General features: G+C 45.7%; 19 protein-coding genes. 13 read left to right on the top strand and 6 right to left on the bottom strand.

What is annotated here, in order from left to right; genetic code table 11:
- Positions 1 to 91: 91 nt before the first annotated feature.
- Both ACFQ3J_RS08465 and ACFQ3J_RS08460 read right to left on the bottom strand, forming a co-directional pair.
- A complete protein-coding gene (locus tag ACFQ3J_RS08465) occupies positions 92 to 859 on the bottom strand; it encodes an electron transfer flavoprotein subunit beta/FixA family protein (RefSeq protein WP_251583583.1) in 768 nt (255 codons plus the stop codon).
- Between the two features lie 42 nt (positions 860 to 901).
- Positions 902 to 1,486: a TetR/AcrR family transcriptional regulator gene (locus ACFQ3J_RS08460; RefSeq protein ID WP_251583584.1), complete on the bottom strand. Its 585-nt coding sequence runs from the start codon at positions 1,484 to 1,486 to the stop codon at positions 902 to 904.
- Between the two features lie 378 nt (positions 1,487 to 1,864).
- Here ACFQ3J_RS08460 and ACFQ3J_RS08455 point away from each other — a divergent pair, with 378 nt between their 5' ends.
- The 7 genes from ACFQ3J_RS08455 (at position 1,865) to ACFQ3J_RS08425 (ending at position 13,062) form a co-directional block, all read left to right on the top strand.
- Positions 1,865 to 4,045 (top strand): (Fe-S)-binding protein, encoded by a 2,181-nt coding sequence (locus ACFQ3J_RS08455; RefSeq protein ID WP_251583585.1) that lies wholly within the window; start codon positions 1,865 to 1,867, stop codon positions 4,043 to 4,045.
- A 5-nt stretch (positions 4,046 to 4,050) separates the two neighbouring features.
- The gene (locus ACFQ3J_RS08450) at positions 4,051 to 6,477 is read left to right on the top strand and encodes a 3-hydroxyacyl-CoA dehydrogenase/enoyl-CoA hydratase family protein (RefSeq protein ID WP_251583664.1); all 2,427 of its coding nucleotides are present in this window, start codon (positions 4,051 to 4,053) and stop codon (positions 6,475 to 6,477) included.
- Positions 6,478 to 6,582: 105 nt separating this feature from the next.
- Positions 6,583 to 7,782 (top strand): acetyl-CoA C-acyltransferase, encoded by a 1,200-nt coding sequence (locus ACFQ3J_RS08445; RefSeq protein WP_091155796.1) that lies wholly within the window; start codon positions 6,583 to 6,585, stop codon positions 7,780 to 7,782.
- Between the two features lie 65 nt (positions 7,783 to 7,847).
- A complete protein-coding gene (locus ACFQ3J_RS08440) occupies positions 7,848 to 8,960 on the top strand; it encodes a hypothetical protein (RefSeq protein WP_379292598.1) in 1,113 nt (370 codons plus the stop codon).
- 48 nt (positions 8,961 to 9,008) lie between these two features.
- The gene (locus tag ACFQ3J_RS08435; protein ID WP_251583588.1) at positions 9,009 to 10,799 is read left to right on the top strand and encodes an acyl-CoA dehydrogenase family protein; all 1,791 of its coding nucleotides are present in this window, start codon (positions 9,009 to 9,011) and stop codon (positions 10,797 to 10,799) included.
- 84 nt (positions 10,800 to 10,883) lie between these two features.
- Complete coding sequence (locus tag ACFQ3J_RS08430; RefSeq protein ID WP_251583589.1) at positions 10,884 to 12,560, top strand: long-chain-fatty-acid--CoA ligase; 1,677 nt, start codon at positions 10,884 to 10,886, stop codon at positions 12,558 to 12,560.
- Positions 12,561 to 12,615: 55 nt separating this feature from the next.
- A complete protein-coding gene (locus ACFQ3J_RS08425; RefSeq protein WP_091155840.1) occupies positions 12,616 to 13,062 on the top strand; it encodes a PaaI family thioesterase in 447 nt (148 codons plus the stop codon).
- Between the two features lie 67 nt (positions 13,063 to 13,129).
- Here the strand turns inward: ACFQ3J_RS08425 and ACFQ3J_RS08420 are convergent, their stop codons facing one another.
- Positions 13,130 to 14,374 carry a sialidase family protein gene (locus ACFQ3J_RS08420; RefSeq protein WP_091155842.1) on the bottom strand — a complete coding sequence of 415 codons (1,245 nt, stop codon included), beginning with the start codon at positions 14,372 to 14,374 and terminating at the stop codon, positions 13,130 to 13,132.
- Between the two features lie 176 nt (positions 14,375 to 14,550).
- Between ACFQ3J_RS08420 and ACFQ3J_RS08415 the strand changes: the two genes are divergently transcribed.
- The 4 genes from ACFQ3J_RS08415 to ACFQ3J_RS08400 all read left to right on the top strand — a co-directional run bounded on the left by ACFQ3J_RS08415 (position 14,551) and on the right by ACFQ3J_RS08400 (position 18,716).
- On the top strand, positions 14,551 to 14,922 hold the full coding sequence (locus tag ACFQ3J_RS08415) for a hypothetical protein (protein ID WP_091155843.1): 372 nt from the start codon (positions 14,551 to 14,553) through the stop codon (positions 14,920 to 14,922).
- Positions 14,923 to 15,082: 160 nt separating this feature from the next.
- Positions 15,083 to 16,300: a glycosyltransferase family 2 protein gene (locus tag ACFQ3J_RS08410; RefSeq protein WP_251583590.1), complete on the top strand. Its 1,218-nt coding sequence runs from the start codon at positions 15,083 to 15,085 to the stop codon at positions 16,298 to 16,300.
- A 6-nt stretch (positions 16,301 to 16,306) separates the two neighbouring features.
- Positions 16,307 to 17,374 carry a glycosyltransferase family 4 protein gene (locus tag ACFQ3J_RS08405; RefSeq protein ID WP_251583591.1) on the top strand — a complete coding sequence of 356 codons (1,068 nt, stop codon included), beginning with the start codon at positions 16,307 to 16,309 and terminating at the stop codon, positions 17,372 to 17,374.
- 196 nt (positions 17,375 to 17,570) lie between these two features.
- Positions 17,571 to 18,716, top strand: a complete 1,146-nt coding sequence (locus tag ACFQ3J_RS08400) for a hypothetical protein (RefSeq protein ID WP_251583592.1) — start codon at positions 17,571 to 17,573, stop codon at positions 18,714 to 18,716.
- A 134-nt stretch (positions 18,717 to 18,850) separates the two neighbouring features.
- Here ACFQ3J_RS08400 and csaA read toward each other — a convergent pair whose 3' ends face one another.
- Together csaA and ACFQ3J_RS08390 are read right to left on the bottom strand one after the other, a co-directional pair.
- Positions 18,851 to 19,180, bottom strand: a complete 330-nt coding sequence (csaA, locus tag ACFQ3J_RS08395) for a chaperone CsaA (protein ID WP_251583593.1) — start codon at positions 19,178 to 19,180, stop codon at positions 18,851 to 18,853.
- Between the two features lie 16 nt (positions 19,181 to 19,196).
- Positions 19,197 to 19,745, bottom strand: a complete 549-nt coding sequence (locus tag ACFQ3J_RS08390) for a recombinase family protein (protein ID WP_251583595.1) — start codon at positions 19,743 to 19,745, stop codon at positions 19,197 to 19,199.
- 165 nt (positions 19,746 to 19,910) lie between these two features.
- On the opposite strand from ACFQ3J_RS08390, the gene ACFQ3J_RS08385 reads away from it, so the two are divergent.
- The gene (locus ACFQ3J_RS08385) at positions 19,911 to 21,377 is read left to right on the top strand and encodes a SulP family inorganic anion transporter (RefSeq protein ID WP_251583598.1); all 1,467 of its coding nucleotides are present in this window, start codon (positions 19,911 to 19,913) and stop codon (positions 21,375 to 21,377) included.
- 271 nt (positions 21,378 to 21,648) lie between these two features.
- Here ACFQ3J_RS08385 and ACFQ3J_RS08380 read toward each other — a convergent pair whose 3' ends face one another.
- Positions 21,649 to 22,428 carry an SPL family radical SAM protein gene (locus ACFQ3J_RS08380; protein ID WP_251583600.1) on the bottom strand — a complete coding sequence of 260 codons (780 nt, stop codon included), beginning with the start codon at positions 22,426 to 22,428 and terminating at the stop codon, positions 21,649 to 21,651.
- Positions 22,429 to 22,670: 242 nt separating this feature from the next.
- On the opposite strand from ACFQ3J_RS08380, the gene ACFQ3J_RS08375 reads away from it, so the two are divergent.
- Entirely contained in the window at positions 22,671 to 23,531 is an 861-nt protein-coding gene (locus ACFQ3J_RS08375) for an aldo/keto reductase (RefSeq protein ID WP_285850187.1), read from the top strand.
- Positions 23,532 to 23,716 lie beyond the last annotated feature (185 nt).

The raw sequence follows: 23,716 nt of genomic DNA, 5'->3' as shown, positions 1-23,716 counted from the left end.
TATTATTGAAACCGCATACAAAAGTATGTGTATGGCATGATAGAGTCCACCATTGCTCAATAAACTTACGATACCGTACGTATTATACCGTTCAAATGACTTTGGATTCGGTGCGCAGTAATCCGACAAGTTCGCGGGCAACATCCTCGGCATCACCCTTAAGGATTCTACCCGCGCCGCGTTCAGGAGGAAGCGTGAGCTCAACTTGCTTCGTAGCAGGCTGAACTTCTGCTTCAGTGAGATCAAGGTCTTCCAGCAACAAAGTCTTGAACGGCTTCTTCTTCGCTTTCATAATGCCGGGCAGGGAAGGATACCTTGGTTCGTTGAGTCCTTGCTGAGCTGTAAACAGCGCAGGAAGCGATACGCTAAGCACTTCAAGATCCCCTTCGGCATCTCGATGAACTTCTGCTGTTGTACCTTCAATCGTAAGCTTGGTAATGGATGAGGCATGAGGAATGCGAAGAAGCTCAGCCAAACGGATAGCGACTTGACCTGATCCGCGATCTACGGAGAAGTTACCGCCAAGAATGAGATCCGGATTTTCCTGGGACAGATAGGCGTGCAGCACTTTAGAAACAGCATATTCGTCATCCGGAATTCGCTCATCCGAAATCAGAACCGCTTCATCTGCGCCCATCGCAAGCGCTGTTCGAAGTGCTTCTGTCGCACGTTCGGGCCCGACCGAGAGGAGAGTCACACTGCCGCCGTGCTTATCTCGAAGCTTGACAGCTTCTTCTACCGCATATTCGTCGTATGGATTAATAACAAATTTCACACCATCCTCAGAAACGACTCCATTCTGCAGAGTGATCTTTTCCTCTGTATCAAAAGTCTGCTTTAACAATACAACGATCTTCATATTCAATCGTCTCCCTTCAAAAACATGAGTTATGAAATTGATTTATTTGGAAACACCATGAAGAAAGAAGCCAAGGGTGTCGTCAACCTGATCCTGAAGCGAATATTTCTGTCCTGCGATCAGCCATGAGGTAACGGCTTCATCCATGGAGCCGAAGATGAGGTTCCGGACCAGCTTTAGATTAAGGTCTTCTCTAAACTGTCCCAGCTCTATACCCTGCTCTAGAATATTCTCGATCAGCTCAATATATGGCTTGAGTGATTTGCCAATCTCTTTGCGAAGCTCAATATCACTTTGCCTTAGCTCAACCTGCGTGACGTACGCAAGCTCGGGATTATTCTCAAGCTCTGTAAAATGAATGCGGCATACCGTGCGGAGGGCCTGAGTAGGGTCAGAGCTGCCAGCGACACTGTCATGAAATTTCTCCACCAGCTCGCCAAGCTTCTGTTGAAACAGATGAATCAGGATATCCTCCTTTCTCTTAAAGTAGAGGTAGATTGTGCCATCGGCTACGCCGGCTGCTTTGGCAATCTTGGAGACTTGGGATCGATGGTAGCCATTCTCGGCAAACACTTTGAGGGCGCCTTGAAGAATGAGTTGATATTTTTCTGTTTTTTTACTTGTCATATGTTCACCCCGGTGTTAGAATACAGTTAAATTTCTGAATGAATACTCATTCATTTCTTGTAACCACTATAAAATACGTTCAAGTCATTGTCAACGATTCAATCCCTGTTGAAGTGAGAAATCGTTATACAAAGGTTGAGACGATTCGTTAGGCGTTCATATCAAGGTTTGCAGCGAGTATGACAATCCAATTGTCTAAAGTCCAAACGATGTGGAGGTCTGTTTTTGCAGACGCATTGTAAGCGCTTAATTATTGAATCGAATTTGCCTTGTCAATGGCAAGAGGTGTTTTTGTCCGAAAGGAGTGAAGTTCAACAATCAGTGATCCGCCATGCAAGCTGAAATTTAAATCTTATGATTACAAGGGGCTTGATGAGGATGATTCTACAAATGATCAATGCGCTGCTCTTTACCCTCATTACCGGCTGGGCGGTTTATCTATTCGCCAGAGTTGTATACCACCGTTATTTATATATCAAATTAGGCAAACCTGCGAATCTTCGTAAGGATATTAAAGACAGGATTACTGCATTTATGGTGCAGGTCTTCGGTCAGAGCAAGCTATTCAAAGATCCGAAAAGCGGAATCATGCACTTTATCGTTTTTTACGGATTTATTATTCTGCAGTTCGGTGCGCTGGACATTATCTGGAAGGGGCTCACGGGGCACAGTTTGCCTATACCGGGCTACGAAGGATTTATTTTGACCCAGGAGATCACGGTCGTACTTATTCTTCTCGCCATAGGATACGCTGCCTACCGAAGATACGGGGAGAAGCTGCATCGGTTAAAGAGAGGCTGGAAGCCAAGCCTGGTTGTCTTTTTTATCACGTCATTAATGATATCCGTTCTACTCACTATGGCATTTGAACGTCTGAGAGAGGATTTGCCATCTTCATTGTATGCACCCATCTCATCAGGAATTGCTTCCTTATTTACATGGATGCCCGAATTTGCAGTGACCACAGTGTATTACCTTTTTTGGTGGATTCATCTGTTGATCCTGCTCTCCTTTCTACTATACGTCCCACAATCGAAGCACTTTCATCTCATTACCGCACCCATTAACATCCTGTTTCGACGAACAGATTCACCAGGCAAGCTAAGCAAGCTTGATTTGGAAGATGAAGAGGCAGAGTCCTATGGTGTCGGCCAAATCGAAGATTTTACCCAGAAGCAAATGCTCGATTTCTATGCTTGTGTAGAGTGTGGGCGATGTACCCATGTATGCCCGGCGACGAATACCGGCAAGCTCCTGTCACCCATGCACATGATTATCAAGTTAAGAGATCATTTAACGGAAAAGGGTGAGGCACTTACGTCAAAGTCGGCCTGGATGCCTGCTAGTGTGTTCGGTTACGCCGGTGTACATGAAATGAGAGCTGCAGACCTATCTCTTACCGATTGGACAGGGGAAGGAATTACCGACATTCGTCCGACCATGGGTGTGCAAAAAAGAGCCTGGCATCAAGTTGAAGGTGTCAGTGCCAAGGATGTCCAGCTCATCGGAGGAGTCATGACAGAAGAAGAAATATGGGCTTGTACAACTTGCCGTAATTGTGAGGATCAGTGTCCTGTTGCTAACGAGCACGTTGATAAGATCGTGGATCTCCGGCGTCATCTCGTGTTGATGGAAGGAAGTGTACCTCATGAAGGACAACGAGCGATGCAGAATATTGAGCGCCAAGGCAATCCATGGGGCATCAGTCGTGCAGAACGCAGCAAATGGGTGAAGGAAATTGACCCGGACGGTACCTTGAATTTGACCATTCCGACGGTGAAGGAGAATCCGGACTTTGACATTCTATTGTTTGTAGGTTCAATGGGGTCATATGACAATCGGAGCCGTAAGGTTACGCGTTCCCTAGTTCATTTGATGAATGAGGCAGGTGTCAACTTTGCGATCTTGGGCAATGAAGAGAAGAATTCGGGTGATACACCGAGACGTATGGGGAATGAATTCTTGTTCCAGCAGCTGTGTACGGAAAACATTGAAATTTTTAATAAATATGGTGTTCAAAAAATCGTTACAGCCTGTCCCCATACATTCAACGTGTTTAAGAACGAATATCCCGAGTTTGGCCTTACAGCAGAAGTGCTTCATCATACCGAGCTGCTGGATGAGCTGGTCAAGACCGGCAGACTGATTCCCAAGCATACTTTACATGAAAAAATCACCTATCATGACTCCTGTTATCTCGGAAGATATAACGATGTGTATGATCAGCCGCGTGATGTGCTGCGCGCCATTCCAGGAGTCGAGCTCGTGGAAATGGAACGTAGTCGAGAGAACGGGATGTGCTGCGGTGCCGGCGGAGGACAGATGTGGATGGAGGAGGATACCGGCAAGCGTGTAAATCTAGCTCGGACTGAACAGGCACTATCTGTATCCCCGACGATGATCAGCTCTGCTTGTCCCTACTGTCTGACGATGCTGGAGGATGGTACGAAGCTTAAAGAAGTAGAAGCAAAAGTGCAGACGAAGGATATTGCAGAAATATTGGAAGCATCCGTCTTCGGTGTTGCCGAAATTAATGAACAGGAGGTCGTTGCGAAGTGAACCAAATGTTAAGTCCTACGCATACAACTGCGATTAAGAAGAGGTCCATATCAAAAGCTGCCGTTATTGGCTCCGGAGTCATGGGTGCAGGAATTGCTGCACATCTAGCGAATGCGGGACTGTCTTGTCTGCTCTTGGACATTGTGCCTGCTAAATTATCATCAGAAGAAGAGCAAGCGGGGCTGTCACTGGAACATCCTGCAGTACGTAACCGACTTGCTAAGCAAGCGATTGCTGCACTTCCTAAATCAAGTGCGGCTCCACTGTATGCTCCCCATTTTGCAGAACGCATTACACCAGGTAACATAGAGGATCACTTGAATCTACTGAAACAAGTCGATTGGATCATTGAAGTCGTTACTGAAAAGCTTGAAATTAAGAAGTCCATCATGAAACAGATCGAATCGGTGCGTACAAAAGGAACCATTGTCAGCACGAACACGTCCGGAATTTCGGTGAATGCCATGGCGGAGGATTGCAGTGAGGAGTTTCGGAGTCATTTTCTAGGCACGCATTTTTTTAATCCACCACGGCATATGAAGCTGCTGGAGATCATCCCAGGGTTCGACACAGATCCCGAGATTACGTCATTCATGAAAGAATTTTGTGAGAAAAGGTTAGGAAAAGGCGTCGTCATCGCCAAGGATACACCAAATTTTATATCAAACCGTATCGGGACTTATGGGCTGCTTGTCACGTTGAGGGAAATGGCGCAAAACGGTTACACGGTGGAGGAAGTGGATGCCGCAACAGGACCGGTGCTCGGCAGACCTAAGAGTGCAACGTTCCGTACGCTGGATTTGGTGGGGATTGATACTTTTGTTCATGTGGCGAAGAACGTATATGATTCCGTGCCGGATGGTGCAGAAAGGGACATATTTGAAGTGCCTGTCGCACTGCAGGAATTGTTGTCAAGAGGCTGGATTGGTGAGAAGAGTGGTCAGGGGTTCTACAAAAAAGTGAAAGGAGATCACGGCAGTCAGATTCTATCGCTCAACCTAGCTAATATGGAATACAGTCCAAGCGCCAAGATCAGCTCAGCATCGCTTGAAGCTGCGAAGGCAGTCAAAGGTGCGGGGAAGAAGATCAAGGCCTTTCTGAATACGAAGGACCGATATTCAGAGCTTGCATGGAATGTACTAAAGCAAGTGCTGATCTATTCCGCCGAGAAGCTCGGAGAAATTGCGGATTCCATCGAGGATATCGATAATGCGATGAAATGGGGATTTAATTGGGAGCTGGGTCCGTTTGAGACCTGGGATCTGATCGGTCTGCCAGCGTCGGTTGACCGTATGGAAGCCGAGGGATTGGTCGTGCCTGCATGGGTGAAGAGCTGGATCGCTGCAGGGAACAACTCCTTTTATCGGCAAAAGGACGGAGACGTATTCCAATATCTTAAAGGGGAGTACCGAGCGGTAGAGAAACAGCCTGAGATCATATCCTTAGCATCGTTGAAAGCGCAAAATAAAATCATCCGTTCAAACACAGGCGCAAATCTGATTGATATTGGAGATGAGGTCGCCCTTCTGGAATTCACCTCTCCGAACAATGCCATTGGCGCCGACATTCTGGTCATGATTCAGCAGGCAGCCGAAGAAGTCGAAGCCAATTATAGAGGCCTGGTGCTTGCCAATGAAGGCCGAAACTTCTGTGTAGGCGCTAATTTGATGCTGATGCTCATGGAAGCTCAAAGTGGAGATTGGGATGAGGTTGATGACATTATCCGATTGTTCCAAGGAAGCATGATGAAGCTTAAGCAATTAGCTAAACCGGTTGCGGCTGCTCCACATCGAATGACGCTTGGAGGAGGCGTAGAAGCCTGTCTTCCAGCGGACCGTATTGTTTTCTCCGCGGAAACCTATTTTGGCTTGGTAGAAACAGGAGTAGGCTTGATTCCGGCTGGTGGCGGATGTAAAGAACTGGTGCGAATGACGAGCGAGCGTTTCCCGGATCAACAGGCGGACCTTCAGCCTGAGCTTAACCGGATATTTGAAATGATTGCACTTGCCAAAACATCATCCAGTGGACACGAAGCACTACAAATGGGATATGGCCGCTCCCACGATCGTGTCGTGATGAATCAGGATTATCGCATCTATGAAGCCAAGCAGGCGGTACTTGAGTTGGATCGTGAAGGTTACACACCTGCTCCTTCAGGTAAGGCAAGAGTTGCAGGGCGTGACGGACGTGCGGTGCTTCAGCTGGGAGCGCTTGGTATGAAGCAGAGCGGATATATTAGTGATCATGATTACCTCATTGCGAAGAAGCTTGCTCATATACTGGCAGGGGGTGATGTACCGGCAGGTACCTGCGTGTCAGAACAGTATTTATTGGACCTTGAACGGGAAGCCTTCTTGAGTCTTCTAGGTGAAGTGAAAACACAGCAGCGCATGCAGCACATGCTTGCCAAAGGGAAGCCTCTTCGCAATTAGGAGGCATCTAAGCTGACTGCAACGTATCAACAACCAACAGAACTTATGAAATACACTCATTAAAACTATCAGTACCTATATCCTTTAAAGGTTGAGGTGATTTGTATGAGAGAAGCGGTCATTGTGTCACTTGCCCGAACCGCTGTAGGCAAGGCCAAGAAAGGGAGCCTGGCGGATACACGAGTAGAGGATTTGGGCAAAGCCGTGCTTGAAGCGGTCATTGAACGAGCACCAGGGTTGAAAAAGGAAGATGTCGAGGATATTATCCTTGGCTGTGCAATGCCGGAAGGAGAGCAAGGGTTGAACGTTGCTCGCATCATTTCCTTGTATTCCGGCTTCCCTGTTACCGTTCCTGCATTGACGATCAATCGGTTCTGTTCCTCTGGCCTGCAAGCGATCGCATTTGCGGCGGAACGGATTATGCTTGGATCTGCTGAAGTCATTGTTGCGGGAGGCGTGGAGAGTATGAGTCATGTGCCTATGACCGGATTTAAGCCTGCTCCACATTACCGAATTGTGGAGGAGATGCCGGAAGTATATATGGGTATGGGACACACAGCTGAAGAGGTTGCCCGTAGGTTCGGGGTTAATCGGGAGGCGCAGGATGCCTATGCCGTAAACAGTCATCGGAAAGCCCATGCGGCAATCGCTGCAGGCCGATTCAAGGATGAAATTGTGCCAGTTGAGGTTACCCATACGTCCATTGATGACAATAGCCGTATCAGGAACCGGAAGTTTACCTTTGATACCGATGAAGGCGTACGTCCAGATACCTCAGCAGAGGGGTTGGCTCGTTTGAGACCTGCTTTTTCGGTTAAAGGCACGGTTACTGCAGGCAATGCATCTCAAACGAGCGATGGTGCAGCAGCGGTTGCTGTAATGAGCAGGGAAAAAGCAGAGGCGCTCGGCCTTGAGCCCCTGGCGACCTTCCGCTCGTTTGCTTTGGCAGGTGTGGAGCCGGAAATCATGGGTGTAGGACCTGTCGAGGCTATACCGAAAGCGCTGAGAATGGCAGGTATTGAGCTGGATCAGGTGGCGCTGTTTGAAATTAACGAAGCGTTTGCTTCCCAATGCCTGCATATCATCCGTACCCTCAATATTGACGAAGAGAAGGTCAATGTGAACGGAGGTGCCATTGCTCTTGGTCATCCGTTAGGCTGTACAGGAGCGAAGCTTACCGTGAGCCTGGTCTCCGAGCTTGCCCGTAGAGGCGGAGGATATGGAGTAGTGAGCATGTGCATCGGTGGAGGTATGGGTGCAGCGGGTGTGTTCGAGGTGCATGGGCAGACAGCCAGCACAGCCTAGGTTGCATTAGACGACTTCCTTAAGACGAAGGAAAGGAAGCCGTCCCCCCTCTCATACCCACAAGGTTGAGAGAGGAAGAACTGCTCTTCACGTATTGGAGTGCAGCATCAGCGGAGAGGGCGAAATCGGGTGAAGAAGCGAAGTGTGCGTATTTGCCCTTGGAATTCACCATTAGAGTGGAATCAGAAGAAATCCAAGGGCAAGAAGGCTCGGAACCCGATTCGCCATCGGAGCGCCCACAGCAGCACTCACATCATCATCGAAGCTCACAGTTTCCCCTGAACTTAAAGAAACAGACGACTTCCTTAAGACGAAGGAAAGGAAGCCGTCCCCCCTCTCATACCCACAAGGTTGAGAGAGGAAGAATTGCACTTTACGCAAGGAGTGCAGCATCAGCGGAGAGGGCGAAATCGGGTGGAGAAGCGAAGCGTGCGTATTTGCTCTTGGAATTCACCATTAGAGTGGAATCAGAAGAAATCCAAGGGCAAGAAGGCTCGGAACCCGATTCGCCATCGGAGCGCCCACAGCAGCACTCACATCATCATCGAAGCTCACAGTTTCCCCTGAACTTAAAGAAACAGACGACTTCCTTAAGACGAAGGAAAGGAAGCCGTCCCCCCTCTCATACCCACAAGGTTGAGAGAGGAAGAATTGCACTTTACGCAAGGAGTGCAGCATCAGCGGAGAGGGCGAAATCGGGTGGAGAAGCGAAGCGTGCGTATTTGCTCTTGGAATTCACCATTAGAGTGGAATCAGAAGAAATCCAAGGGCAAGAAGGCTCGGAACCCGATTCGCCATCGGAGCGCCCACAGCAGCACTCACATCATCATCGAAGCTCTACAGTTTCCCCTGAACTTAAAGAAACAGACGACTTCCATAAACCAAAGGAAAGGAAGCCGTCCCCCCCTCTCAAACCCACAAGGTTGAGAGAGGAAGAATTGCACTTTACGCAAGGAGTGCAGCATCAAGCGGAGAGGGCGAAATCGGGTGAAGAAGCGAAGCGTGCGTATTTGCCCTTGGAATTCACCATTAGAGTGGAATCAGAAGAAATCCAAGGGCAAGAAGGCTCGGAACCCGATTCGCCATCGGAGCACCCACAGCAGTACTCATATCATCATCGAACCACTCACACCATCATTGCTGCACTCATTTCATCTTATCGCACACATGCACACTAACTTTCTTCATCGATCAACCATCACCTACCCCGAAAGGAGCTAATTCTCATGAGCGACAACCAAACCAAAGAACCAAAAATCAAAGGTGGAAGCTTTGTCATAGACAAGGCAGATCTTGATCGCATCCTGACGCCCGAAGATTTTACCGAGGAGCATCGCATGATTGCAGAGACCGTTCACGACTTCATCGATGGTGAAGTGGTAACAAGAGATGAGGAGATCGAGAAGCTGAATTATGACCTCACCGTAGAGCTGCTTCGAAAGGCCGGTGAGCTTGGACTGCTTGGGGCTGATGTGCCGGAAGAATTCGGCGGAATCGGCCTCGATAAAGTCAGCTCGACCATCATCAGCGAGTCGCTGGCCAAGGGTTCATCCTTTGCCTTGTCCTTCGGTGCTCATGTCGGTATTGGGACATTGCCGATCGTATTTTTCGGTACACGGGAACAAAAGGAAAAGTATTTGCCCGATCTTGCATCTGGGGCCAAAATTGCCGCCTATTGCTTAACGGAACCCACCTCGGGCTCGGATGCAATGAGCGCAAAAACGACCGCTGTGTTATCGGAAGATGGTGAACATTATATTTTGAATGGATCTAAGCTCTACATTACAAACGCGGGATTCGCAGATATCTTCATTGTGTACGCGAAGATCGATGGTGAGCACTTTACCGCTTTTATTGTAGAGAAAGAAATGGAAGGCTTTACGCTTGGACCGGAAGAGAAGAAGATGGGAATCAAAGGCTCATCCACACGCCCCCTTTACTTTGAGGATGTTAAGGTACCGAAGGAGAATTTGTTAGGCGAGATCGGCAAAGGCCATCGAATTGCTTTTAATATCCTGAATATCGGTCGATACAAACTGGCGGCAGGCTCTGTAGGAGCGGCCAAGGAAGCGGTTGAGCTCAGCACGAAATATGCGAATACACGAAAACAGTTTGAGACACCAATCTCGAATTTTCCGCTTATTCGCAAGAAGCTGGCAGAGATGAATATTCGAACATTTGCAGTTGAGAGTATGGTATATCGTACAGCTGGACTACTGGACGAGGCGATGCAGGATATTGATTATATAGCGAATGATGCAGGAACACGGGCTGCAGCTGCAATCTCCGATTATGCGATTGAATGCTCGATCAATAAGGTGTTTTCTTCCGAGAACCTAGACTCAATCGCGGATGAAGGTGTACAAATCCATGGCGGCTACGGCTACATTCAAGAATACAAAATTGAGCGTTTATACCGCGATTCACGGATTAATCGGATATTTGAAGGGACCAATGAGATCAATCGGCTTCTGATTCCAGGCACACTCGTGAAGAAGGCACTAAAGGGAGAGTTAGCACTCCTCCAAAAAGCACAGGCTCTACAAAATGAGATACTGCAAATCATACCGAATCAAACGTTTGAAGGGATCTTAGAGCAAGAAGAGCATTTTCTAGATATGAGCAAGAAGATATTCTTACTAGCTGGAGGTCTTGCCGTACAGAAATACGGGACGAAGCTCGAGAAGGAGCAGGAAGTGCTCGCGGGTCTTGCCGATATGATGATAGATATTTTTGCACTCGAAAGTGTGCTTACCCGTACGAACAAACAACTAGCGAGAACCTCTGAAGAGAGAACGCAAAATATGATTGAAATGACAAAAGTGTTTGCTTACGAAGCATTCTTGAGAGTAGAATCTGTGGCAAAAGAACTGCTGACTACTGTGGAGTCCGGAGATATGCTGCGTATGCAATTATCAGTACTCAAAAAGCTGACGAGAAGCAATCCGGTGAATACAACACAGTATAAACGCAGCATCGCTGCTCGTGTTATCAATAATGAACGTTATACGGTTTAATCTGAAGAGATCAGATGGTTTTGGATGAGGAGTAGGTCAGCGAGGAAGCATTCTCGATGAAAGAGAATGAAAGGGATGATTGTCATGAACGATAAGCCCTGGCTGCCGTTTTATGAGGCCGAAGTGGCCCCATCTTATGAGTATCCGAATCAGAACTTGGCCGCGTTTCTGGTCACGTCAGCACAGAAGTTTCCCCATCGGCCTGCGATGTATTTTATGGGCAAGACGATTAGCTACAAGAGTCTGCTAATGCTGTCTTATCAAATGGCACACGTGCTGCGAGGCTTAGGATTGAAGAAAGGAGACAGGGTAGCCATTATGCTGCCCAATTGTCCCCAGGTGGTCATTGCCTATTATGGTACGCTGCTGATTGGCGGCGTAGCGGTGATGACCAATCCACTATATATGGAACGCGAGCTTGCCTACCAGATGAAGGATTCCGGAGCGAAGCTGATCATTACACTGGATACCTTCTATTCCCGGGTTGAGAACATTGTGCAGGAAACGGAGATCAAGCACACGATCATTACAGGTGTTAAAGACTACCTTCCGTTGATTAAGAAGTGGCTCTATCCTATAAAGGCCAAAAAGGAGGGACTATTGCCTGTAATTCCTTACAATAACCAAGTCCATTCCTTTACAAAACTGATCAAAAGCGCAGCTGCAGATCCAATATTGGAGTCGGTCGATGCGGAGGAAGAATTGGCGCAGCTCCAATATACGGGAGGTACAACGGGTGTACCGAAGGGTGTGATGCTCACCCATAAGAACCTGATCGCAAATACAATCCAGTCCGGGAACTGGTGCCACCAGGCCCAGGATGGCCAAGAACGATATTTGGCGGCACTGCCCTGTTTTCATGTCTTCGGACTGACATGTGTATTAAATCAGGCTATTTACAGAGCTGGGCTGATGATATTGGTACCAAAATTTGAAGTCAATATGATATTGAATCTAATTCGTAAGAAGAAGCCAACACTATTTCCGGGAGCTCCAACCATGTATATTGCCCTCATCAATCATCCCAGGATCAAAGAGTATGATCTATCGTCAATTAATGCTTGTATCAGTGGATCGGCTGCGCTTCCAGTAGAGGTTCAGGATACATTCGAGGAGATGACGAAGGGCCGTCTCATTGAAGGTTATGGATTAACGGAGGCATCTCCCGTAACTCATGCCAATCCCATATGGGGCAGACGCAAGATAGGCACCATCGGCATTCCTTTTCCTGATACGGAGGCAAGAGTGATCCATCCCGAAACAGGAGAGGAAATGCCTGTCGGAGAACCGGGTGAGCTGATTGTCAAAGGTCCTCAAGTGATGAAGGGCTACTGGGGAAGACCGGAAGAGACCTTTGATGCGATCCGGAATGGCTGGCTCTTCACAGGTGATATGGCTACGATGGATGAAGAGGGTTACTTTACGATCATTGACCGTAAAAAGGATATGATTATTGCGAGCGGATACAATATCTATCCGAGGGAAATTGAAGAGGTGCTGTATGAGCACCCCTCTGTGAAGGAAGCCGTTGTTGTTGGGGTGAAGGACAGTTATCGTGGAGAGTCGGTGAAGGCTTATATCGTGCTTAAGGATGGAGCAGAGCCTGATCCGGCTTCTCTCGAACAGTTCTGTCGCAGTCAATTGGCGGCATATAAAGTGCCAAGGCAATATGTATTTAGAGAGTCACTGCCTAAAACGATGGTGGGCAAAGTGCTAAGGCGGAAATTGCTCGAGGAGGAAGAAGAGCAGCCAACAGCGTAAATCAATGTCCATCAGTCCCAAGATAGATACATGAATACAGAAGAGAGGGAGAGCAGTGGTCAGGATAGATCATGAACAAGAGGATGCCCGTGGTCAGACAGACGAACAAAGGGAGTACATTGAGTCGATTACAAAGGCAGCAGAATCCACGTTTTGGGGTTATCTGGGATGTAAACTTGAGCATGCTGGAAGTGATGAAGTCGTCGTGTCGCTTGATCCGCTTCCACATCATTTGAACCTCATGGGAATCGTCCACGGTGGTGTTCTGTCTTCCTTATTGGACAACACGATGGGCGTTGCCGTCATGCTGAAATATCCGAATCGTCCTAGTGTTACCAGCAATCTGAACGTACATTTTGTAATGCCTGCCAAGCAAGAGTATCTTACGGTTACCGGCAAAATTGTACATGAAACCGGTCGATCCATTACGGCGGAATCGAGAATTACTAATTCACGAGGAGAGCTGATTGCACTTAGCACTGCATCCTTTAGGCTGAAATAGGGCCGCAGAGGCATAAGCGAAAAAATAGATCATTCGTTAAATGACGAATGATCTATTTTTGGTGGATTCAAGTAATGACAATATCCGAGTATCCTGAGAAAATGCTTTGAGCTCCGGTACTGGTATCTGTCCACACTCCAATATAGCCCCCTGGAGGCACACTAATAATATCAATATAATCTCCAATTAATGGAACTGGAGTGGGGCTTGAGCCGTTGGGATTAAAAGAGACGTTCGTGATACGTGTATTGGTAAAAGTTTGACCTCCATTGATGGAGCGGGCAACGTATACATCGAGATTAAACCCATCAATCTGGTTGCTGTAATATATGATATTGACTACTCCAGTGAGTGGATCTACGTCAACGGAAGGGAAGAAGTTTTGTGATCCAGTAGGTGCCCCAGTAATACTTACGGGTTCAGACCATGTTTCTCCGAGGTCAGTAGATATCGACATGAATATATCCGAGTACCCAAGTCGATAATCCTGCCATACCGCATAAACTGCATCTGTGTAAGGACCTATAGAGCGATCAGTTGAAATACTGGCAAAGGTAAGAACGCGGAAGCCGTATCCGGTAACAGGAAGCACAATGGGTACAAGTGAAATCATCGAAACAAGCACTGGTGGTTCAAAAGTGGCTCCCCCATCCAACGAACGGCGAATAACAAAGCGTGCAGACGGATCAACTGTAATCCAGGCCCCATATACTATTCCAGCTAGACCTACGGCAACTTCCGGGCGCTCCACTTGATCAGCTTCACTAGATAGTAGTATGGGGGTTTGCCAAGTGTTCCCTCCATCTGTGGAGCGGCTGAAGAATGCCGTTGAGTTTCCACCATTGGCTACATTGAATTGGTGATTATATGTGACATATATATTTCCTAGATAAGGACTGGACTGCGCTGTATCGCATATTACATTGGTCTCATCATTATTAATATAGGTACCATATCCCTGATTTACAATTCTGGGTGCGCTAAACGTTGCCCCATTGTCGGTTGAAATATAAATGATCGCTGTCCCATCAGATGCACCAGGGAAAGCATGCGCAGTAATGACAAATGTATTAGGAAAGGCATAAGCAACGGCTGATGCCTCTGCTCCTGTAAATCCGGGAGGTAGGGGCAGGAGGGCATTGGACCAAGAAAATCCACCGTTTAAGGATTGGTACACCCCAATTAACGGGACTCCTGTCGTTGTATCCACTGCAGTAGCAACCATAATGCCAGGGATCAGAAGGTTTACTGCTACACTGGGTTCAAATTTAGGGTTACCAACAGGAGTGACCTGAAAGTTAAAATTGGTCAACTGTAATCCCCTCGCTTTAAATAGTTTTATCTTGTCTTATTCTATTTTCACATCCTAGCTTTTGTTTGAGACAACACCCATTTTTACTAAAATCCGCACATGTAAAGGTGTTTGTCTATAACTCTCTGAATCTTTTGAATATGAATGATAGTGTAAGATGAAAGGAGGAGAAATATATGCCGGTCTATACAACGGGACTAATTACAAATACAAGAGCCTCTGGTACAGCTTCTACGAACATTGTAGTTAGTGTTCGTAATGTAGGAACCTCCGTTGCCAATATCATCGTAGCGGTATTTGTTGTTCCCATCTCGACTTTGACACTGACACCATTATATGTATCCAGTTATTCGGTCGCCGCACGTAGTGCAGACATTCGCTCTTTTAATATTGCAGGAAATGTGGCGTATGAAGTGCAATACAATATTAATACGACGCTCACCGAAGCGGCAATTTCCACTTACGGATTAGATGAATTTGGTAATCTGGTAACAGAGCAAGGCGTCCTTCAATCGGAACTAACACCGATCAGTGCATTGTCCTTATAAATTTAAAGATAAATTCTGTTTTGTTCATGATTGGCCCATTGTTGATAACAATGGGTTATTTGAGTTTATCTGAATTATTGGAATGGGGATAGCCGCACAATCCATTGGTTGAACGATTCATACAATATAACTAAATGTGCGGAAGCAGAGGTGAGTGGGCTTGGTTGATTTAGGTGTGGTCATGCCAGTATATATACAAAAGCCCGAATTTCTCCAAGAAGCATTGGAATCCATGTTAAACCAATCTTTTAGTAAATTCAAAATGGTGATTGTTATTGACGGTGCGCCAGAGATGGAACCGCTGGTCAAGAGCATAGTAAAGGGAGATAAGCGTGTTGAAATCGTAGCTTACGCCAATAATCAAGGTGTTGCGCATGCGCTTAATACCGGATTCCAGTATTTGTTCTTGGACAAACATATAGAGTACTTGACGTGGGTCTCAAGTGATAATGTGTACTACCCCTTTTTTCTGGAAACCTTGCGGAAGAAACTGAAAAAGGGTTCAGACGAACTGGGGCTAGTTTACAGCTCTTTCCAGTCCATAGATAATATGGGGAATCGTCTTTACAATGAACACCAGCTGGCAGCGCTCCGTAAATACCAGAGCAGGCCAAAGGAGAAGCTGCTAGATTCATCGATTATCGGTGTTTCGTTTATGTATAAAACTAAGTATGCCAAAATGATTGATGGTTATCATCTTGTACCTGTAGAGGATTATGATTATTGGCTCCGTTTGACGGAAAATTGCGAGATCCGCTACATTCCCGTCGAATTGATGGACTACAGAGTGAATTCGACCTTTAGCGTATCGGCGACACTCAAATCAAGTGAGCAGCATCGAAGATGGAGATACACGTATCATTTGGCTCGTCATTTGGCTCGATCAAGAAGAAAAATGAAGCCTCAAGTGACGGTATTGTTTCCCATAAGCATGGCAAATGAAGCATCCCTCATGAGATTGGAGAACTTGTACGAGCAAAGTTTCAGCAATTACTACTGTTATGTACTGGATCTTACCACAGATCAGAGTGTTCAAACGCTGTTGTCCGAAGTCCCCCATCCAATAACGGATTTCAAGTGGTATCCCACAGTGAACGAAAATGTAGCAAGTCTCATTGCCGTCCAGATGGTTCAAACGCCTTATACGATGATCCTGGGCAATGCTTGTACGACAGACGTTATGGAGATGGAAACCTTGCTAAATGAATTATCCAAGTCCGAGCCTAGCGTGATGTCCAATTTTTACACACCAGATCATTCTCAAATCGGTTATCGCTTTTCCCCTTATTTACCACAGAAGCTTGATTACTATAATGAAATGTTCAAAACCGAGCATCTAGAACAGGCATTAAAATTTAAATATAAGAATGCGTGGTAGTGGAAGATGAAAATACTTTTTACATTTTTTAATCCGAGCGGCGGTATGGAAACGTTAAATCGTGTGAGAAGCAAGGCACTTATGGATCGTGGATATGAATGCCATCTATTATATGCTGTTGATGGTGAAGGCCGCAAAAATATAAAAGGGATAAAAACATTTGTAACCAACGATAATGAGGAAATTAAACGCATCATTGAGTCAGAGAATTATGACATGATCGTCGTTTGCACAGACATTCACCTGCTTCAAAAGATAAAAGAAATGGGCTTTCGTGGCAAAGCTGTCTTTGAGATTCAAGGTCTGGGTACAACAGATACTGCTCTTGAACTGCTTAAGGTATTCGATCCAAGTATTCGAGAATTTGCAGACGCGTTGTTATATCCCCGAACTTCGCACCTAAAGCAATGGTTTGAGCAAATCTTTCCTGAAATTCCGCAGTTCTGTTTTGATGATCCTCTCGATACAGAGCATTTTGGATATGTCTCATACCCTGTTAAACCCTTTCCGATTATCGGCTGGATTGGCCGTATCGAACAGAACAAGAATTGGACCGAGTACTTAAGAATAGGTTTTGAATTAAGAAAACAGATTCCAGACCTATATTTATGGATGTTTGATGATGATACACTATCTGATCCCTCGCAAAGAGATTATTTCGAATTTAGCGTACGTACACTAAACTTGTCTGAACGGTTAATTCGATATTCCAATATCCCGCATGAGCAAATGGCAGACTATCTATCGATAATTGGAGATTCAGGGGGATTCTTGTGTTCAACATCTATTAGAGAGGGCTTTGGTTACGCAGTTGCGGAAGCGATGCTATGCAGATGTCCGGTACTATCAACCGATTCGGATGGAGTAAAGCGGCTTATTACGCATAATGTAACAGGCAAATATTACAACCTCGGAGATATTAAGCATGCAGTTGGTGAATCTCTGACCTTAATGAGAAATCGGGACTTGAGGAACCAGATAATTTCCGCTGCTGAGCAGCATATTAAAAACGAATTTTCCACCTCTATCTACTGCAATCAATTTCAGTCCATGGTATCTAAGCTAACGACATAGTTTCTGAACTGAATCGTGATACGAGATGGGGGATCGTTTTCTCCCGTCTTTTTAGTCATGCGATGCTTCAAGATCTAAATTAGACAATCTAGAAAGATGGTAATAAGAAATGAAGTTAATTGGTTAAATAACTATATGGATTCGGGATTCACAAATTCAGGATCTAAGTTGTTGATATAAAAGGGGAGAATTGATCATGGGAAGAACAAACGGAAGATTAGCTCCATTCGCTAGAATAACTAAATTAACATTAACGTTGGCTCTGACAGGATCCATGGCTGTTATGGGTACTGTTTCAGCGGAGGATACGAGTGCACTCACGGGAAATAAGCCTGCAGGAGGAGAAGACTTCTATATCAGTGATATTCAGTTTCTAAACGGAACGACGGGACGAGCAGCAGGCAATGGATATATGATCGGTACATCGGATGCCGGTGATCACTGGCAGAACATTTACACAGGCACATGGCAGTTTACTCAGCTTGATTTCATCAACAATAGAGAGGGTTACGCGCTTGCGAAATCAGTAAGTGGGGGTCCGAACGCATTATTGTATACGGATGATGGCGGAAAATCATTACTCAAGATAAGGACAGGTTCAATGTATCTGCAGCGAATCGATTTCCGGGAGAAGGATCAAGGGTTTGGCTTCTCAAGGGCATACACTTACTACACCTCCGATGGAGGCAGCAGCTGGAGCAAGATTGCAACCCCAACTAACACAAGATATGCTGTATTCTCTGATCCGAAGAAAGGATATGCACTAACGGTTCATCCGGGATACGGATATAAGCTGCATCAAACGACCAATGGTGGCAAGGATTGGGATGTTCGGCTCTCCGTTGCATCCGAGTCAGTCAGTGGCGGCGAAATTGCTGTGAACGGTCAGGAGGTATGGGTGAGACTGAATGGAGGAGCTGGTATGTCTCAGCAATCTTACGCCTTGTATGCTTCGAGGAATGCAGGTCAGAGCTTCTACAAAGTGATCAGTCAAGATACAGCTGGAGCTGGACCTGCGCCGGGTAACTCTGCAGGGTATATCGATGTCGGTCCTGCAGCACCTGCCGGGCATCCTGGGAATTTATCACTGGTGAATGGAGCGGCCTATCTTGCTGGATTCTCGCCGGCAGGTGAGAAGATCGGTGTCGGAAGCTCATTTGATGGGGGAAAGACGTGGACTAACCAGCCTTCTATTGAAGGATATGGTAGTGTCATTTCATTCACGAATATTAAGTCAGGCTGGATGGCGGATACGAGCTTAACGCATCCTGCGATCTATCGAACGATAGACGGAGGTCAACATTGGACCGAGGTCTTGGTGCTGGAGCAGCCTAACGATTGATTCATCATACTCGGCAAGACAGATAAAGCTAATGAGAGTAATAGGATATGAATTTACAGAGTGGATTAACAGAGGAGCAGATTGGGATTAATCATCCAATGTTTGCTCCTCTGTGAGGTATGAGATCAACTTTTTTAAGCGATCGGTGTTCCATTGGGCACTTCTTCATCCGGTCTGAGCAAGATAACATCGCCTGACTCGGGAATGCCGCCAAGTACGAGTACTTCGGATACATATCCGGCGATTCGGCGCGGAGGAAAGTTTACAACTGCAGCGATTTGCCTCCCGATTAATTCATCGGGCGTATATCGTTTCGTAATTTGTGCAGAGGAATGCTTGATACCTAGTTCTCCGAAATGAATCTCCAGCTTGATTGCGGGCTTCCTTGCTTCCGGAAAAGCCTCTGCCTTAACAATGGTGCCGATACGGATATCCAGCTTTAAGAAGTCATCAATGGTTGCCATGTTATATCCTCCATGTTTAATTTTCGGAATCAAGATAACGATACAGTGTAGATTTGCTGATTCCTGTTTCATCTTTGATTTGAGCTAGGCTGTACTGATTGCTTTGATACATGACGATCGCTTTTTTGACATTTTCGTCCGGCTTCTTGGGGCGCCCAGGTCTTATTCCCTTCTGTTTTGCTTCATAGAGTCCTTTTTTTGTCTTTTCACTGATCACATCGCTTTGAAAGTCGAGCAGATAGTGCACCATCTCTTGAAAGATCAATCCCGGAGAAGCACTTGTATCGATGCCTTCTTTTGCTGAAATAAGATAGCAACCTTTATTGCTGAGCTCATCGAGCAATTCGGCAAGGTGTCTGGTTGAATCCGCTAGGGCAAATAATTTAGCTACCACGATATGATCGCCAGACTCGAGCTTGTCCAATAGACCATACAACCCGGTTCGCTTCTTGGCAGAGCCGTGCTCCTCGGCAATGATATAATCGCAGGCATATTGTGCCAATATGGCTTGCTGATCGTTACATAGTAAATCATCCTGATAAGGTCTTACATATCCGATTAACATGAATAAAACTCCTTGGACATTCACTAGTCTCAAAAAGGTTCCATTTTGGAACGATTCGTGATAAACTAACGAAGGTATTGATAGACTTGCTGTTTATGGTGACTTGACTTTTATGAGACTTAAAAGTCAGGCATTTAAAAATATACAAAGAGGTGTGGAGAAAGAGTGTTAGAAAATCTAAAGAGAACATGGTTTTTTAATGTAAGAGCTGATATTCTGTCCGGTATTGTTGTTGCTCTTGCCCTGATCCCGGAAGCCATTGCCTTCTCGCTAATTGCCGGCGTGGACCCTATGGTCGGTTTGTATGCTTCCTTCTGTATCGCTGTAATTATTGCCTTTGCTGGGGGCAGACCAGCGATGATCTCTGCAGCGACAGGGGCTATGGCCCTGGTACTCGCTCCCCTGGTTAGGGAGCACGGAATCGAGTATATGCTCGCGGCTACCATTTTAACAGGTATTATTCAATTTCTGCTTGGCGTGTTCAAAGTGGCTTCACTGATGAAATTTATCCCACGTGCCGTTATGATTGGCTTTGTCAATTCACTGGCAATTCTCATCTTTATGGCGCAGGTCCCTTATTTCTGGGGAATTAATGGAGCCACCTATGTATTCCTCGGAATCACGCTGCTCATCGTATACGTTGTGCCTCGATTCTTCAAGGCCATTCCTGCACCACTGATTGCCATCGTATTGTTAACTGTTGTATCCGTATTTACGGGATTTAATCTTCAGAACGTAGGAGATATGGGGAACATTACACAGACCTTGCCGTCATTACTGATCCCGAACGTGCCATTTTCTTTAGAAACACTACAGATTATATTACCATATTCTTTTGCGCTCGCAATTGTCGGTTTGCTCGAATCTCTGCTTACCTCATCTATTATAGATGATATGACAGATACTCAAAGTGACAAGAACCGTGAAGCAAGGGGCCAAGGAATAGCCAACTTTGTAACAGCCTTCTTCGGTGGTATGGCAGGATGTGCAATGATCGGTCAATCCATGATTAACGTCAAGTCAGGCGGACGCAGCCGATTGTCTACGCTTGTGGCCGGACTATTCCTCATGTTCTTGATTCTTGTACTCGGCGATCTAGTTGTCTTGATGCCGATGCCCGTTCTAGCTGGAATCATGGTGATGGTAAGTATCGGGACGTTTGATTGGTCTTCATTCAAATATTTGAAAAAAGCGCCCCGCTCGGACGCACTTGTCATGCTGGTTACAGTCATTATTGTCGTTGCTACTCATGATCTATCCAAAGGCGTCATTGCCGGTGTCCTCTTAAGGGCTGTGTTCTTCGTGGCGAAGATATCCAAACTGGAAGTGATCGAGAAAACGGAGGGTGACAAGAAACAGGTGTTCAAAGTTAAAGGGCAATTATTCTTTGCTTCTACAACAACGTTTGAGCAATCGTTTGACCTGTCTGTACAAGACCGCGACATTGTGATCGACTTTTCCAATTCTCATATTTGGGATGATTCCGCTGTAGGCGCGATTGATAAAGTCATCTTGAAATACAGGGAGAATAACAATGAAGTAAGACTGACCGGACTGAATGAAGCGAGTCAGCGTATGATTGATAAGCTGGCGGTATTTACAGATAGCAAGGGAAAATTGAGTACACATTAAGACAGGTGCGGTTTAAATGCTCTGCAGGAAATACGAAGCGAATTCTCAGAACCATCTGCAGCCAGTAAGATCCGTTAGTACATTGATATTCCTCCTCACTCGTTATGTTACATCATAAGGTGCTTGGTCGTGTTAGTCATAAAGTAGTGAAGAATGTACATTGTCCCTTCCTTGTTGTGAAGTAGTTAGGATCAAGAGTGATGTACTTGATGAAATAATAAGGAGGTCCTGCTCTGCTGCATATGCAGAACAGGACCTCCTTGCGTATATTCTAAGGCTCAAAACCCTGTTGACTAATATATACACAATCTTCTGGAAAAATTTTTCTCATTCGAGAAAGGACGACTTGATATGCAGCTGAGTTATACCACTCTGTTGAACCGATTTCATTATACAAAGTATGGATTCCCAGTTGTCTTGTTCTTTTGCCGCCGCTGCCATCTCCCATGAAGTAATCATCAATGGTAACACGGTTGGTAATATTATAAATCTTGGAAGCAAATGCCTCACTGCTGGGCAGAACTGGGGCGATGGCTGCTTGAGTCGGAATACCTGTCTCCGTTAATTCCTTCAGTGCCTTTAAACGAGCGGCAATAGGAGGAGCTGAGGGAGAGAAATGTTTTCTGACCTCATCAAGATCTGTTTCGATCGTAAGACTGACACGAACTTTGTCTCCCAGTGCTGTGAATAGATCTATATCCCGCGTGACGAGTGGGCTTCTGGTTTGCACCAGTAAAAAATCGGGCGGAGATTCGCACATCACTTCGAGCAGCGAACGAGTAATCTGCTCCTTATATTCGATGGGCTGATAAGGATCTGTACTGGATGACATAAAGATCGTAACTGGACCCTTAGCCTTAGCGCGCTTTAATTCCTTGAGAAATACAGATGACGCTTCCTGCTTAACATCTACCCAAGTTCCCCATTCCGACCCGCGAAATATAGATACAGGCATTCGTCGTACATAGCAATACGAGCATCCGAACGTACAACCTGTATACGGATTTAACGTATGGCTGTATCCGGACAGGAATCCCGTCCCTTTGTTCATGAGCGTCTTTGGAGTCTTATATAAATATTGAATATCTCTCTTCGGTATAGATGATCACCTCGATTCTTAAAGAACATACTCCATTATAATACATGAATCATAATATAGGAACATACATTCTTGTTATTTGATTTAAATAGTTAGGTTATAAGTTATGACATTCGGGTATAAAAGGCGTAGCTGGATAATCCACAATTACCTACATTATTTGAAGTCATATCACAGCATAAAAAGGAGATGTAATGATGATCAAGCGAAATACAATCAAGCTGGCAGATGGAACCGTGCTTCCTGCAATTGGGCAAGGAACTTGGCATATGGGAGATGATCCTTCTGTACGAAATGAAGAAATTGCCGCACTGCGTCTTGGTGTAGAACTGGGAATGCATGTTATTGATACCGCAGAAATGTATGGCGAGGGCCTGGCAGAATCCCTTGTAGGGGAAGCTGTTCAGGGCATACGGGAAGAAGTATTCCTCGTCTCCAAAGTATATCCGCATAATGCAGGACGAAACCGGATCATTACCCGTTGTGAACAAAGCTTGCGCAGACTAAAGACAGATTACCTGGATTTGTATTTGCTCCACTGGCGAGGAGACGTACCACTTGCTGAAACCGTAGAAGGAATGGAGAAGCTTGTACAGGACGGCAAAATTGCGCGTTGGGGTGTTTCCAATCTGGATACAGACGATATGGAGGAACTCCTCTCCATATCTAAAGGCAGTAACTGTGCGGTTAATCAGGTATTATATCACCTCGGCTCGAGGGGAATTGAGGTTGATCTAATGCCATGGCAGACCGAGCGTCAGATCCCAATCATGGCCTATTCTCCACTTGCGCAGGGAGGTACATTGCGGCGTGAAATTATTGGCAATGGGACTGTGCAGGCAGTCGCAGAGAAGCACCGTATTACACCACTTCAATTAATGCTTGCCTGGAGTATTCGGAACGGCCAAGTACTCGCCATACCTAAATCCTCCAAGGAAGAGCACGTGAAACAGAACGCTGCTGCATATGAGGCGCAGCTAACTGAAGAAGATCTCAAGGACTTGGATTCAGCATTCCCGAAGCCAGATCATAAAGTACCGCTCGAGATGATCTAGTAAGGAGGCTTTTGTATAAATGATTCAACAAGAAGATATATGTTATTAAACATGACATAAATCTTCTTGTTTTGTTTCAAAGTAATTCAATCTACCTATAATCAGCCAAAATATTACTTAAATTCCCTTATTTACAATACTATCAGTCTAGTATATGTTAATTTTAATAACACAAATAGATTGAG

It is taken from the genome of Paenibacillus provencensis (assembly GCF_042678545.1).
Taxonomy (GTDB): domain Bacteria; phylum Bacillota; class Bacilli; order Paenibacillales; family Paenibacillaceae; genus Paenibacillus; species Paenibacillus provencensis.
Note: the sequence above shows the minus strand (reverse complement) of the source record. Positions and strands in the feature narration are given on the sequence as shown.

Coding starts and splice junctions, on each gene's coding strand:
- csaA (WP_251583593.1), bottom strand. CDS start 19,180: ATGGCAACCATTGATGACTTCTTAAAGCTGGATATCCGTATCGGCACC.
- ACFQ3J_RS08390 (WP_251583595.1), bottom strand. CDS start 19,745: ATGTTAATCGGATATGTAAGACCTTATCAGGATGATTTACTATGTAAC.
- ACFQ3J_RS08380 (WP_251583600.1), bottom strand. CDS start 22,428: ATGAACAAAGGGACGGGATTCCTGTCCGGATACAGCCATACGTTAAAT.
- ACFQ3J_RS08415 (WP_091155843.1), top strand. CDS start 14,551: ATGCCGGTCTATACAACGGGACTAATTACAAATACAAGAGCCTCTGGT.
- ACFQ3J_RS08375 (WP_285850187.1), top strand. CDS start 22,671: ATGATGATCAAGCGAAATACAATCAAGCTGGCAGATGGAACCGTGCTT.
- ACFQ3J_RS08405 (WP_251583591.1), top strand. CDS start 16,307: ATGAAAATACTTTTTACATTTTTTAATCCGAGCGGCGGTATGGAAACG.
- ACFQ3J_RS08450 (WP_251583664.1), top strand. CDS start 4,051: ATGTTAAGTCCTACGCATACAACTGCGATTAAGAAGAGGTCCATATCA.
- ACFQ3J_RS08435 (WP_251583588.1), top strand. CDS start 9,009: ATGAGCGACAACCAAACCAAAGAACCAAAAATCAAAGGTGGAAGCTTT.
- ACFQ3J_RS08455 (WP_251583585.1), top strand. CDS start 1,865: ATGATTCTACAAATGATCAATGCGCTGCTCTTTACCCTCATTACCGGC.
- ACFQ3J_RS08460 (WP_251583584.1), bottom strand. CDS start 1,486: ATGACAAGTAAAAAAACAGAAAAATATCAACTCATTCTTCAAGGCGCC.
- ACFQ3J_RS08400 (WP_251583592.1), top strand. CDS start 17,571: ATGGGAAGAACAAACGGAAGATTAGCTCCATTCGCTAGAATAACTAAA.
- ACFQ3J_RS08430 (WP_251583589.1), top strand. CDS start 10,884: ATGAACGATAAGCCCTGGCTGCCGTTTTATGAGGCCGAAGTGGCCCCA.
- ACFQ3J_RS08465 (WP_251583583.1), bottom strand. CDS start 859: ATGAAGATCGTTGTATTGTTAAAGCAGACTTTTGATACAGAGGAAAAG.
- ACFQ3J_RS08445 (WP_091155796.1), top strand. CDS start 6,583: ATGAGAGAAGCGGTCATTGTGTCACTTGCCCGAACCGCTGTAGGCAAG.